Below are 13,349 nucleotides of genomic sequence, written 5' to 3'. Positions count from 1 at the left end.
TAGGCCGTCAAACCAGTTCCGCCGCACCACCATAGTGAGGCTCGGTGGCGCCTGCGTTGCTCCCGGGGTCGGATGCGCCGGCCGCTCCGAGCTCCAGCCGGGCATCCCCAGGATCTATATCCGCGGGATTGTGGGTCACGAGGACCACCGTGACGTCCTTCAAACCGCGTCTGAGCGTCGCCATCATGTCACGCGCCGAGCCGGCATCCAGGTGTGCCGTGGGTTCATCCAGCAACAGCACGCCCGCACCGGTGAGCAGCGTCCTGGCCATGGCGAGCCGTTGCCGTTCCCCTCCGCTGAGGAATGACCCGCCGGGGCCGATGCGGGCATCGAGCCCTTTGGGGAGGGTCTGGACCAGCTCGTCAAGGCCAACATCCGACAACGCCTTAAGCATCTCCTGTTCACCTGGCTTGTTTCCGGAGGGCCTTGCCAACAAGAGGTTGGCACGGATGGTGGAGTCGAAGAGGTGCGCTTCCTGGGGGCACCACGCCGCCTTGCCGGTGAGCTTCACGGTTCCGTCCTGCACTGGCAGGAAGCCCAGGAGGACCGACAGGAGCGTCGACTTTCCGGCTCCTGATGGCCCGGTCACGGCAAGCCAACGGCCAGGTGCCGCTTCCGCGGTGATTCCGGAGAACACCACCGGACCGCCCGGCCAGGCAGCGGCGATTCCCTCCAACCGGAGCCCCGGACGGCCGTCACAGTCCGGCCAAACGCGCGTTCCGGCTTCGTGCGCCGCCCCCTCGCCTGCCGGCCCGGCATCCCGGGCGGTTCCGGTTTCCAGGGCGGTTCCGGCATCCAAGGCGCCCGAGCCCGCAACGCGTCCGAGGACGGATGCGAGCGCAGGGCCTTGCCGGATGCCCGAGACGATGCTGCCGTATGGCTCAACGAGTGCCAGTTGCATAAGCACGATCACGGCTACCAGGGCAGGAGCGGCGGAACCGTCCTCCACGGCTTGGGCACCAAGGATCCCTGCCCAGAGGGCGGAGAGTGAGCAGCCCAGAACTATGAAGGATTGGCCGAGGCCCTCGGCCCATGCTGACCGTTGGGCCGCGACAGTGGCGGCACGGTCAGTCGCTCCCAGGCCTGCCAGCACCGGTCCGGCAACGCCGTTTGCGGAGAGTTCGGCGCGGGCGTCCAGGGCCGATGCCACGTTCCGGAGCACCGCGGAGTGCAGCTGTTGCTCCGCTTTCGCAGCGTTGCGGTCGGCCAGCAGTGCAAGGAGCGGCGCGACGAGCAGCCCGGATACAGCGGCCACGACAACGGCGGGAACGGCAACGGGCAGGACCAGGGAGGTGGCAATGACGGATGCCCCGGCGACTCCCACCGCTGTGACTGCGGGAAGGAGAACGCGCGGAAGGAGGTCCCTGAGCGTGTCCACATCGTCCACGACGGAGCCCAGGACGCTGCCGCCCTGCAGGAGCCTGCGGAGTGAGAGGGCCCGGCGGCTCAGCGTTGACCACAGTGAGCCGCGCAGCCTGGTCATGGCGGCGAACACGGCATCGTGGGTGAGCAGACGTTCCCAGTACCGGAGGACGGCCCTTCCGATGCCGAAGAACCGCACACCTACGATGGCCCCGAGCAAGTACAGGATGGGCGGCTGTTCGCTTGCCCTGATGATGAGCCATCCGGAGAGGCCGGACAATGCGACGGCGAACAGCGCGGCCAGGACAGCCACGAGACCGGCGGCTGCGAATTTGGCACGTACCGGTTTCAAGACTGACGCGAGGCGTTGCAGGTTCCGGCGCGCGGGGTTGGTCGCTGCCGCCTGCAACGTGCTGCCGAACCCTGCGCTAACACGCTGACGGGTCACCGGCCCGGGTTGGTCGCTCAGGGACTGTTCGTGGACGGCCTGGGGATCGTCCGGGGATTGCCCGGCCATTGCGTGGCTTTCCTCGGTTGCGAGGTGCCCGCGACTGATCGGCACCACATGGTCGGCAACGGCGCGGGTTGCGGCGTCGTGGGCCACGAGGATCACCGTTGCTGAGTGGCGGAGTGAAATGATGGCTGCGCGGATGGCGCTGGCGGACCGGGCGTCCAGGTGCGCCGTAGGTTCGTCCAGGAGGAGCACGGTGGCTCCGGCCTCCAGCCGGGCCAGTCCACGGGCCAAGGCAACGCGCCGCAGTTCCCCAGGGCTGAGTTCGGCGGGATGTTTTGCGGCAAGATGCGCGGCCGAGGCCTGTAGAAGGATGCGGTTTACGGCTTCCTCTTTGGCTTCCCGGTGGTCCCGTTCAAGGTACAGCGCGATTTCCTGCTGGACTGTTTCTGCCACCATCACGGGATGCTGGGGCACCCATGCCACTGCACCGGGAACCGCGCCGGTGACGCTTCCGGTGACAGAAGCACTGGGACCGTGCCCAATGATTCCGGCCAGGACACCCAGAACGGTACTCTTCCCGGCGCCGCTGTCGCCGTCGAGGGCTGTGACCTTACCCGCGGGGGCGGTAAAGTCCAAAGGCCCGACGGCGGGTGCGGACCTGCCGGTGTACGTGACGGTGAGGCCACGCACCACCACGTCTTGCGGCACAACGACGTCTTGGGGGCCGGTGCCGTTGGCGGTTTCCGTCGCGAGTCGGCGGTGCGTGGGCGTTTCCAGGACCCTGTTGGCGGTCTCAAGGGCTGCCCTGCCGTCGTCGCTTGCGTGGTGGGCAGTGCCAAGTTCCCGCAGGGGAAGGTAGCAGTCCGGCGCGAGGATGAGGGCCAAGAGGCCGGCTTCCAGTGCCATGTCTCCGCCGACGAGGCGGACGCCGATGAACACCGCCACGACGGCGACGGAGATGGTGGCGATGAGTTCCAGCGCCAATGCGGAGAGGAACGCGATTCTCAGGGTGCCCATGGTGCGGCTGCGATACTGCTCGGAGATGTCTTCCAAGGCAGCGCGCTGTTCGCTGGCCCGTCCCAGCCCCACCAGCACCGGGAGTCCTTTGGCAAGTTCCAGGATGTGCCCGGAGAGCTTGCGCAGGGTGATTTGGGCGTCCTTGACACTGTCCTCCGTGTGCCGTCCGATGATGACCATGAACAGCGGCACCAACGGTACGGTCAGCACGATGACCACGGCGCTGACCCAGTCAGCGAACAAGATCCTGGCACCAATCAACAGCGGCACGGTGGCGCAGTTGACCAAAGCCGGCAGGTACTGCGTGTAGTAGTCGTCCAGGGCGTCCAGTCCGCGGGTCGCGAGGATGGCCAGGCCGCCGTCGTTCATTCCATCGACGCTGGCAGCTCCCCCGTCGGACAGTGACCGCTCAAGGAGGCGTGAACGCAGTTCCTCCTTGACGCCAAGGGCGGCACGCCGGGAGGCGATGCCCTGTCCCCACACCGCCAAGGATCTCAGGACCGCTCCGACAGCACCCCATACGAGCCCGTCATGCCAGTCGGCCGAGCCACCCGCCAACCCTGCCAGCATCCCGGCCACGGCTTGCGCCATGAGGACCAGCGAGAGGGCCTTGAGGGCAGACAGCAGGCCTGTTCCGTAGAGCGCGGTGCGCGTAGCGGGACCGGACGGGAAGACGGGCTTCATGGGTGGCTAGGCTCCAGGCTTGAGCGGGGTTGTGGTATCGGCTTCCTTGCCCACCAGAACCTTCGCGGCGATCGCCGGAAGGAAGCCGTGGGCTTCCGGAATGTGGGAGGCGCTGACGCGGCGGCGGAAGACCCAATAGGTCCAAGCCTGGTAGGCGATGACCAGAGGCAGGCCAACAGCGGCCACGATGCTCATCAGTCCCAAGGTGTAGTCCGATGATGAGGCGTTGGAGACGGTCAGGTTGAACTCCGGGTTGATGGTGGAGGGGATGACCACAGGGAACGCGGCCCCGAAGATTGATGCCGTAGCAAAAACCACGAAGGCTCCGATGGCAGCAAAGGCGCGCCCCTCGGAACCGCCGCGCGCCAGCTGCCAGGCCAAAGCGACGGCAACGACGCCTGCCGCAACCAGGCCCCACGTCCACGGCTTGCCACTGAGCAATTGGACCGAAACCATCCACGCCACCATGGGCAGGACGGCAAACGGGACCAACCGCACAAACCATCGGCGGGCACGAAGCCGTACGTCGCCGTCGGTCTTCAACGCCAGGAACGCCAGCGCGTGAACCAGCGCGAATGCCACCACGCCGAATCCACCCAGCAGCGCGTAGCCGCTGAACCAGGCGAACGGGCCACCGCTGCGGTCACCGTTGTCGTTGAGCGGCAAGCCCGTAGTCGTCAGCGCCAGTGCGGCGCCGATACCGAACGCGGCCACGAAGGACCCGACGGCGATCGCCCAGTCCCACGTTGTACGCCAGCGTTCAGTGTCCACTTTGCCGCGATACTCGAACGCTACGGCACGGAAGATCAACGCCACCAGAACACACAACAGCGGGAGGTACAGCGCCGAGAACAGTGACGCGTACCAGAGGGGGAAAGCTGCGAAGGTGGCCCCTGCCGCGGTCAGCAACCACACTTCGTTGCCGTCCCACACAGGACCGATGGTGTTCAGCAGCACTCGTCGGTCGGTGTTGTTGCGGGCAAAGAGCTTCATGAGCATCCCTACGCCGAGGTCAAAACCCTCAAGGAAGAGATAGCCGGTCCACAGCACTGCGATGGCAACGAACCAGATGGTTGGCAACAGTTCCATTGTTCTGAATTCCTCTGCTTCTAGTAGGCGAAGGCCAGGACGTCGTCGGACTTGTCGGGACCGGTGCTGCCGTCGCCGTTTTTGTCATGCTGCTGGTGGGTGTCGGCGTGGGCCAGTTCAGGCATGGCCGAAGCCACACCACCGCGGACGTACTTGACCAGCAATTTGACTTCCACCACGAGCAGGACTGCGTAGATCGCCGTGAGGACAACCAGCGAGCCCATGAGCTCTCCGGCGGTGACGCCGGGCGACACGGCTGCGGCGGTGAACATGAAGACCTGGTCGATACCGTTCATGTCCGGGTTCGGGGCCACCACGAAGGGTTGGCGACCCATTTCCGTGAAGATCCAACCGGCGGCGTTGGCCCCGAATGGTGCAAGGATTCCAAAGACGGCAAGGCGCATCAGCCACTTTGACTGGGGGACGATCCCCTTTCGGGTGACCCACAATGCCAGCAGGGCCGCGAAGGCTGCGATGCCGCCGAAGCCGATCATCATCCGGAAACCCCAATAGGTGACTTCCATGACCGGCACGTACTGGATTTCCTGTCCTGCGCGGTCACCGTAGAGGGGGTTGTCCGGAAGGTGGGTTCCGTACTTCTCCTTGTATTCGCCAAGCAGGCTGTTCACGCCTTTTACTTCCGTGGTGAAGTCGCCCTTGGCAAGGAAAGAGAGGATGCCGGGTACTTCGATCACAGCCACGATGTCGTCGCAGTTCGTAGCGCCGAGGTTGCCCACGCTCAGGACGGAGAAGCCTGTACCGTCATGGCAGGCAGCTTCCGCTGCTGCCATCTTCATGGGCTGCTGCTCAAACATGAGCTTGCCCTGCAGGTCGCCTGTGATGGCGGTTCCGGCGAAGGAAATCATCGCTACCACGGCACCGATCCGGAGCGACTTCATCCACACGGTGTAGTCGGCCTTGTCCCGGCCCGGGATGGCTGCCTGGCCCGGCACTATCCGTCCGTCCTTGCCCACGATGTCGATGCCGTCGTGGCGGCGCCGCCAGAGGTGGTACCAGGCGATGCCGAGCAGGAACGCTCCCGCAACCCCGAGCGCCCCGAACAGGGTGTGTGGCACGGCAACCAGTGCGGTGTTGTTGGTGAACACAGCCCAGGCGTCGGTCATGACGGGCCGCCCGTCCACCATCTCCACGCCCACCGGATGCTGCATCCAGGAGTTGGCCACGATGATGAAGTACGCAGAAAAGACCGAGCCGACCACTGCGATCCACAAACAGGCCAAATGCACCCCGCGCTTGAGCTGCTTCCAGCCAAAGATCCAGAGCCCCAGGAATGTGGACTCCACAAAGAAAGCGAGCAGGGCTTCAAGGGCCAGGGGGGCACCGAACACATCGCCTACGAACCGGCTGTATTCGCTCCACGCCATGCCGAACTGGAATTCCTGCACTATGCCGGTGGCCACGCCCATGATGAAGTTGATGAGGAACAACTTTCCCCAGAACTTGGTCATGCGCAGATACTCGGGCTTGCCGGTGCGGAACCAGATGGTCTGGATCACGGCCACCACAAGGCCGAGGCCGATGGTGAGGGGCACCATCATGAAGTGGTAGACGGTGGTGATACCGAATTGCCAGCGTGCGATTTCCAAAGCGTCCATGGCTGTCCTTTGTCCGGCGGCCCGAAGTGCGGTGAACTAACTTCTACGTTTTGTAGAAAACTACTCTTCTACACAGTGTAGAACAAACGGCAGGAGCACATGCCCATTCTTCACGTGGCGTTACACACCCGCCAGCGCTCCCTCCAAGGCGCGGCGCGCCGATAGTTCTACCTCACGTAGAATGAAGGGCTGAAAAGCGGTAGATTTATGGTGGAATGTTGGATCATCGTTCCCCTGCAGTGGCATTGACTGGCGGGGTGCGGAAGGTAGGGACGTATTAATGGCAAGTCTTGGGGAACTGGAACGGGCAGTGATGGACCTGCTCTGGGCGGGCCAGGAAGCTGCAACTGCCAACACACTGCGGGATTTGCTCGCACAGGATTCCGAAGCCGCGGACGGCACAGAGGGACACCAAGGCAAGGACCTGGCAGTGACCACCGTCCTGACCGTACTGTCGCGCCTCGAGAAAAAGGGCCTGGTGGAACGCGAACGCGGAACCCGGCCGCACCGCTACCAGGCCGTATCGAGCCGCGCGGACCACACCGCCGAGTTGATGCACGAGGTCCTCGGTTCCGCGCCGGACCGCGAAGCCGTCCTGGCGCGGTTCATTGGTTCCGTCTCCGAAAGTGAAGCTGAAACCCTGCGCAAACTGCTCGGCTACAATTAGCCAGTATGTTCTGGACCTCATACTTCCTGGCGGTCCTGGCAATCATTCTGGCGTGGCCGGTACCTGTACTGCTCTCACGCGCGCAGTGGCCCGCCCGCTCTCCTTTCACCGCCATGGTCCTATGGCAGGCGATAGCACTCGCGGGTGGCTTGTCCATGATTGGCGCCATGCTTGTGTACGGTCTGGAGCCCATTGGAGACAACCTCATTGCAGGGCTGAAAAGTCTGGCCGGCATGGTCTTCAACAACGAGCCAACCACGGCCTTGGGTTTTTGGCACCTGTTCGCCCTCTCGGCGGCGGCGCTGCTGACCGCTCATCTGGTCTTTACGCTGCTGCTCACGTACTACAAGATCGAACGCCAACGCAGGCGCCATCGCGAACTGCTCGCACTGCTGGCCTCACCCTCCGATGACGGTCCGGGCACCGTCGTCATTAACCACGAATCTCCCGTGGCGTACTGCCTGCCCGGCGGCGCCCGATCCGTCACCGTCCTGTCCGACGGTCTCATGGCAGCCCTTGAGCCCGCAGAGCTCCGCGCCGTCCTGATCCATGAGAACGCCCATCTGTCGCAACGCCATGACCTCCTTCTGTGGGCTTTTGCTGCATGGCGCCAGGCGCTCCCGTGGTTTCCCACCACGCGGCTGGCACAGACTGCAGTGAACTCCCTGATCGAGATGCTCGCCGACGACGTCGCCCTTCGCACCGAGAGCAAGGGCACCCTCATCAAAGCCATTGCCATCGTCTCCAGCGGCGCGTCCGCTCCCGGTAAGGGCCCCGTTCCCGGCGGCCAGTCGCTTGCCGGCGCCCAGTCACTTGCCGGCGCCGGTGCCGTCGTCGAAGCATCCGCGTTGAGCGCAACGGGCGGCGCCGACTCGCCCCGTACGACGGCGTCACGCGTCAGCCGTCTCCTGTCACCCAAGCCTCCGCTCGCCACAGGACTGCGGGCATTGGTCCTCGCCACTTCGGCGCTGCTGCTCGCGGTACCGACCGCACTCCTGATCGTCCCTGGACTGCTTGGCTGACGACGCACTTCGCTTTGTCCATTCGGGCACTTGTACATTGGGCTGTGTGCAAGCGACGACACATCATCCCCGCGGGCAAATCATCCGGAACAGCCACAGGTGGCCTCTGTACGCAGCTGGTTTCACCACGGCCTTTGGCGCCCATGCCGTAGCAGCCGGACTCGGAGCCGAAAGCACGGACATCGGTCTGAGCCTGTTGGGGCTCGGCGTCCTTTTGGCCCTGTACGACGTGGCCGAGGTGTTCCTCAAACCGGTTTTTGGTGCACTCAGCGACCGCGTGGGGCCGAAACCGGTGATCATCGGTGGTCTGTTGGCCTTCTCGGCCGCCTCGTTGATCGGCTTGTGGGCCGAGCAGCCCCTCATGCTTGCCATGGCCCGGCTTGGCCAAGGCATGGCAGCCTCCGCTTTCTCTCCGGCATCATCGTCTACTGTCGCGCGGCTCGCCGGACGGGACACGGGCCGCTATTTCGGCCGCTACGGTTCATGGAAGGGCCTCGGCTACGCCATCGGACCGCTGCTCGGCGCCCTGGCCATCATCCAGGGAGGGTTTGCGCTGCTGTTTGCCACACTCGCCGCTCTGGGGCTTGCCGTTGCCATCTGTGTAGTCTTTGCTGTTCCCCGCCTTGAACCTCTCCCCCGTCCCCGCTACACCGTCCTGGATGTCTGGAGGCAAAGCACGGATCGGTCATTCCTCGGACCTACGCTGGTGTTGGCCGCGGGCACCGGAGCACTCGGTGCTGCTGTGGGCTTCCTTCCGGCTTTGGCCGCGAGGGAGGGTCTGGGTACGGCCGGCAGCGTGTCGGTGGTAACAGTGCTGGCTGTGGCTTCGTCGCTGATCCAGCCGAGGATCGGTGGCTTGCGCGACCAAGGCGTCCTGCCGGACAGAAGAGGGATGGTGATCGGCCTGCTGGCTATTGCCGTGGGCACGCTCATAGCGGGGCTTATCTCCGGAGTCGTAGCGATATTTGGGGCAGCCGTGCTCATCGGAGCAGGAATCGGAATTGCAACACCGCTGGCCTTCGCCCATTTGGCAGACGCGACACCGGCGGAACGCCTGGGTCGAACCATGGGTTCGGCGGAACTGGGCCGCGAACTGGGCGACGCCGGGGGCCCGCTGCTCGTGGGCGGGGTCGCCGTTGCAGCGGGCCTTCCCTGGGGACTCGGAGCACTTGCTCTGGCCGTGGGCGCCGCAGCGTTGGCTGCACCGTCCTCGGTGCGGCCGGGTGCTGCCGCGAGCGGCATCCCGGAAAAAGCCGGAGAGGCTAAAACCCAGGGTGGCCGGAACCACATTTAGGCGTCGATTCGCTCCCTGTCCAAGGTTGCGGCACCGGCGATGATGAACTCCTTGCGAGGGGCCACGTCAGAGCCCATGAGGAGGTCAAAGACCTCTTCGGCACGCTGGGCACTGTCGATGCCCACCTTGCGCAAGGTACGGTGGCGCGGGTCCATGGTGGTCTCGGCCAACTGCTGCGCGTCCATCTCACCCAAGCCTTTGTAGCGCTGGATGGGCTCCTTGTAGCGCTTCCCCTCTTTCGCCAGATTGGCCAAGAGGACGTGGAGTTCGGCTTCGGAGTATGTGTAGATCATCTCGTTGGCCTTCTGCCCGGGGTTGATGACTTCCACACGATGCAACGGCGGAACCGCCGCAAACACTCGCCCTGCCTCCACCATGGGCCGCATGTAGCGGAAGAAGAGCGTCAAGAGGAGCGTCCGGATGTGGGCCCCGTCGACGTCGGCGTCCGTCATCAGGATGACCTTGCCGTAACGTGCTGCTTCGATGTCGAAGCTCCGGCCGGAACCAGCACCCACCACCTGGATGAGGGCGGCACATTCGGCGTTGGAAAGCATGTCCCCCACCGACGCCTTTTGCACATTCAGGATCTTGCCTCGAATCGGAAGCAATGCCTGGAAGTCGGAGGAGCGGGCAAGCTTCGCAGTACCGAGCGCTGAGTCACCCTCGACGATGAAGAGTTCGGAACGAGCGACGTCGTCAGTCCGGCAATCGGCAAGCTTGGTAGGCATGGACGAAGTCTCCAGTGCGTTCTTCCGCCGCTGTGTCTCTTTATGCACGCGCGCCGAGATACGCGACTTCATCTCGCTGACGATCTTTTCAAGCAGCAGCGCGGATTGGGCCTTGTCGTTACGGTTCGCCGAATTCAGCCTGCTGGTGATTTCCTTCTCCACCACCTTGGCCACAATGGCACGGACGGCGGAGGTTCCCAGGATCTCCTTGGTCTGGCCTTCGAACTGTGGCTCAGCCAAACGGACCGTCAACACTGCCGTGAGGCCGGCCAAAACGTCGTCCTTTTCGATCTTGTCGTTGCCCGCTTTCAGCTTCCGGGCGTTTGTTTCCACAGCCTTGCGGAAGGTCTTCAGGAGGGCAGCTTCAAAGCCGGCCTGGTGTGTTCCCCCCTTCGGTGTCGCAATGATGTTGACGAAGCTGCGCATGGTGGTCTCATAGCCGATCCCCCACCGCAGTGCGATGTCCACTTCACAGTCGCGTTCGACGTCTGCGATTTTGCTATGCCCGTTCTCGTCAAGGACCGGGACGGTCTCCTTGAACTTTCCGGAACCGTGAAGGCGCCAGATGTCAGTTACCCCGGAGTCGGCGGCCAGGAACTCCACAAACTCGGAGATGCCGCCGTCATGGTGGAAGACTTCCTCGTGAACTCCGTTCTCGCCGGGAGTCCCGGCCAGCTTGCGTTCGTCCCGGACAGTGATCTTCAGGCCCGGCACCAGGAAGGATGTCTGGCGGGCACGCGCCACGAGGTCTTCATAGGAGAACTTCGCGTCAGGAGTAAAGATCTGCCGGTCTGCCCAGTATCGGACCCGGGTACCGGTAACACCCCGCTTCGCCTTCCCGACCACGTCCAACACCGAATCTTCGACGAACGGTTCAAACGGCGCGTTGGGGCCGGGCTTTCCGGAATCGGTAAAGCGCCCGGGTTCCCCTCGCCGGAACGACATCTGGTAGGTCTTGCTGCCCCGGTCGACCTGCACGTCCAAACGGCTTGAGAGCGCGTTCACCACAGATGCGCCCACGCCGTGCAGACCGCCTGACGCGGTGTAGGAACCGCCGCCGAACTTACCGCCCGCATGCAGCTTCGTGAAAACCACCTCGACGCCGGACAGGCCGGTCTTGGGCTCGACATCGACCGGGATGCCGCGGCCGTCGTCATGGATTTCCACAGAGTTATCAGCGTGGAGGATCACTCTGATGTCATGCCCGAAGCCTGCCAGTGCCTCGTCCACGGCGTTATCAATGATCTCCCACAAGCAATGCATGAGCCCGCGGGAGTCGGTGGAACCGATGTACATGCCCGGGCGCTTGCGGACCGCTTCCAGTCCCTCAAGGACAGAAAGGTGCCGGGCGTTGTATTCAGAACTCGGTGCCACTCGGGGTGCGCTCCTTCGGGGTATATCTCAGGGTGTCCACCAACTGCGTGCCGGCTGCGTCCCCGGTTAATTCAAGGCAAACACTGCCCATACTAGGCTAGCCGCCGCCACCCGCCGACACCGGATGCCACTCCCGGGAGCACCTGGAGATCATCGTTACGTTACGCACATGTGATACGCGGACAGCGAAAGTGATCCATCCTTGCCATGGTTCGGCTCCGAATACTGGTTATATGGATGTACAGAACTACTAAGGAGGCCGACATGACAACAGCAGTTGCAGACCGCACGCTAAACGCAGCTGACAGGTGCGACCGTTGCGGGGCTCAAGCATATGTCCGCGTTGTACTCGAGTCCTCCGGTGGTGAGCTGCTGTTCTGCGGTCACCACGCACGCGCAGTGGAGGCCACGCTCCGGCCCCTGACCTCCGACTGGCACGATGAGACCGAGCGCCTCAATGAGAAGGCACCCGTACCCGTCGACTAGCGGGATTCTCCGGGCAAGGCGGTTCCCGTACTGAGTCCCGGAAACACTACGAAGGCAAAGGGCTCCTCCCACACCGGGAGGGGCCCTTTTCCGTTTTCCGCAACTGCCGCGGCGGACGCACCATCCATCCGCGGCGTCAGTAGCCCGAGCAAAAACGGCCTGCCCGGAAACTTCCGGGCAGGCCGTTTGTACCACACTGGGTCAGCTGTTCTTAGTCCAGGTAGTCCCGCAGAACCTGTGACCGGGACGGGTGACGAAGCTTGGACATCGTCTTGGATTCGATCTGGCGGATGCGCTCGCGCGTGACTCCGTAGACCTTGCCGATTTCGTCTAAAGTCTTCGGCTGGCCGTCGGTCAGGCCGAAACGCATGGCCACAACGCCGGCTTCGCGTTCAGACAGAGTGTCCAGCACCGAGTGGAGCTGCTCTTGCAAAAGCGTGAAGCTCACCGCATCAGCCGGAACCACGGCCTCCGAGTCTTCGATGAGGTCGCCGAACTCCGAATCACCGTCCTCGCCAAGCGGCGTGTGAAGCGAAATCGGCTCACGACCGTACTTCTGGACTTCGACGACCTTCTCGGGAGTCATGTCCAGTTCGAGTGCCAACTCTTCCGGCGTGGGTTCACGGCCGAGGTCCTGAAGCATCTGGCGCTGGACACGGGCCAGCTTGTTGATGACTTCGACCATGTGCACGGGGATACGGATGGTTCGGGCCTGATCCGCCATGGCACGCGTGATGGCCTGGCGGATCCACCACGTTGCGTACGTGGAGAACTTGAAGCCCTTGGTGTAGTCGAACTTCTCCACCGCGCGGATCAGGCCAAGGTTGCCTTCCTGGATCAGGTCCAGGAAGAGCATGCCGCGGCCGGTGTAGCGCTTGGCCAGTGAGACGACGAGGCGCAGGTTTGCTTCGAGCAAGTGGTTCTTGGCCCTCTTGCCATCGTGGATCACGAATTCCAGCTCACGCTTCAGCTTCGGGTCCATGGAACCGTCGTCGGCGTTGATCTTCTCTTCAGCAAACAAGCCGGCTTCGATACGGAGCGCGAGATCGACCTCCTGCTCTGCGTTCAGCAGGGCTACCTTGCCGATCTGCTTCAAGTAATCCTTGACGGGGTCCGCGGTGGCACCGGCAGACATGACCTGCTGGACAGGAGCGTCGTCGTCATCGGCGTCCGAGTAAACGAACCCGGATCCGGTAGGCGCAGCCTTGTCCTTGCCCGCTGCGGCGCCGTCCTCGACGTCGTCGTCGCCTACTTCAACTTCCTCGGCGGCTGCGGGATCAAAATCTTCGTCCTCGACTGCCACCTCATCGGCATCGGCATCGGCGTCTGAAGACGTATCCGCGGCTTCGGCCGCGGCCTTGGCGCCGGGCTTGGGTCCGCGCTTCTTGGGTGCCGGCTTATCAGAGTCGCCCTCTGAAGCCTTGCCGGCAGCACGTGTCGCCGCACGCTTTGCCGAAGTGGCCGCCTTTTCCTCAGCGGACAGTTCGGCCTGGGCGGCGGGTTCCTTCTCGACGGAAGACGGGGTCACAGAAAACCTTTCTAGCGGCGGTCTGTGG

9 protein-coding genes are annotated in these 13,349 nt (G+C 63.8%); 4 read left to right on the top strand and 5 right to left on the bottom strand.

Annotation, left to right across the window (positions count from 1 at the left end; genetic code table 11):
• Positions 1-7: 7 nt before the first annotated feature.
• From cydD to AB0N65_RS14640, 3 genes are read right to left on the bottom strand one after another with little or no spacing between them, the layout of a single operon-like run.
• Complete coding sequence (gene cydD / locus AB0N65_RS14650) at positions 8-3,517, bottom strand: thiol reductant ABC exporter subunit CydD (RefSeq protein ID WP_364162860.1); 3,510 nt, start codon at positions 3,515-3,517, stop codon at positions 8-10.
• A 6-nt stretch (positions 3,518-3,523) separates the two neighbouring features.
• Positions 3,524-4,606 (bottom strand): cytochrome d ubiquinol oxidase subunit II, encoded by a 1,083-nt coding sequence (gene cydB / locus AB0N65_RS14645; protein ID WP_364162857.1) that lies wholly within the window; start codon positions 4,604-4,606, stop codon positions 3,524-3,526.
• 20 nt (positions 4,607-4,626) lie between these two features.
• A complete protein-coding gene (locus tag AB0N65_RS14640) occupies positions 4,627-6,222 on the bottom strand; it encodes a cytochrome ubiquinol oxidase subunit I (RefSeq protein WP_364162855.1) in 1,596 nt (531 codons plus the stop codon).
• 280 nt (positions 6,223-6,502) lie between these two features.
• On the opposite strand from AB0N65_RS14640, the gene AB0N65_RS14635 reads away from it, so the two are divergent.
• The 3 genes from AB0N65_RS14635 to AB0N65_RS14625 are packed head-to-tail and all read left to right on the top strand — an operon-like array spanning position 6,503 to position 9,205.
• Positions 6,503-6,889: a BlaI/MecI/CopY family transcriptional regulator gene (locus AB0N65_RS14635; RefSeq protein ID WP_364162852.1), complete on the top strand. Its 387-nt coding sequence runs from the start codon at positions 6,503-6,505 to the stop codon at positions 6,887-6,889.
• Positions 6,890-6,894: 5 nt separating this feature from the next.
• Entirely contained in the window at positions 6,895-7,911 is a 1,017-nt protein-coding gene (locus tag AB0N65_RS14630) for a M56 family metallopeptidase (protein ID WP_364162849.1), read from the top strand.
• Positions 7,912-7,957: 46 nt separating this feature from the next.
• Positions 7,958-9,205, top strand: a complete 1,248-nt coding sequence (locus AB0N65_RS14625) for an MFS transporter (protein WP_364162846.1) — start codon at positions 7,958-7,960, stop codon at positions 9,203-9,205.
• Here AB0N65_RS14625 and AB0N65_RS14620 read toward each other — a convergent pair.
• A complete protein-coding gene (locus AB0N65_RS14620) occupies positions 9,202-11,307 on the bottom strand; it encodes a DNA topoisomerase IV subunit B (protein WP_364162843.1) in 2,106 nt (701 codons plus the stop codon). The genes AB0N65_RS14625 and AB0N65_RS14620 overlap by 4 nt on opposite strands.
• 264 nt (positions 11,308-11,571) lie before the next feature.
• Here AB0N65_RS14620 and AB0N65_RS14615 point away from each other — a divergent pair, with 264 nt between their 5' ends.
• Positions 11,572-11,793 (top strand): hypothetical protein, encoded by a 222-nt coding sequence (locus AB0N65_RS14615; RefSeq protein ID WP_021473125.1) that lies wholly within the window; start codon positions 11,572-11,574, stop codon positions 11,791-11,793.
• A 211-nt stretch (positions 11,794-12,004) separates the two neighbouring features.
• Here the strand turns inward: AB0N65_RS14615 and AB0N65_RS14610 are convergent, their stop codons facing one another.
• A complete protein-coding gene (locus tag AB0N65_RS14610) occupies positions 12,005-13,321 on the bottom strand; it encodes an RNA polymerase sigma factor (RefSeq protein WP_364162839.1) in 1,317 nt (438 codons plus the stop codon).
• Positions 13,322-13,349 lie beyond the last annotated feature (28 nt).

The organism is Paenarthrobacter sp. NPDC089322 (assembly GCF_040684895.1).
GTDB lineage: Bacteria > Actinomycetota > Actinomycetes > Actinomycetales > Micrococcaceae > Arthrobacter.
The sequence above is the reverse complement of the archived record's forward strand: the minus strand, read 5'-3'. Positions and strand labels throughout refer to the sequence as shown.

Excerpts from the sequence above, each read along its gene's own strand:
- cydD (WP_364162860.1), bottom strand. The coding sequence starts at position 3,517 with ATGAAGCCCGTCTTCCCGTCCGGTCCCGCTACGCGCACCGCGCTCTAC.
- cydB (WP_364162857.1), bottom strand. The coding sequence starts at position 4,606 with ATGGAACTGTTGCCAACCATCTGGTTCGTTGCCATCGCAGTGCTGTGG.
- AB0N65_RS14640 (WP_364162855.1), bottom strand. The coding sequence starts at position 6,222 with ATGGACGCTTTGGAAATCGCACGCTGGCAATTCGGTATCACCACCGTC.
- AB0N65_RS14635 (WP_364162852.1), top strand. The coding sequence starts at position 6,503 with ATGGCAAGTCTTGGGGAACTGGAACGGGCAGTGATGGACCTGCTCTGG.
- AB0N65_RS14630 (WP_364162849.1), top strand. The coding sequence starts at position 6,895 with ATGTTCTGGACCTCATACTTCCTGGCGGTCCTGGCAATCATTCTGGCG.
- AB0N65_RS14615 (WP_021473125.1), top strand. The coding sequence starts at position 11,572 with ATGACAACAGCAGTTGCAGACCGCACGCTAAACGCAGCTGACAGGTGC.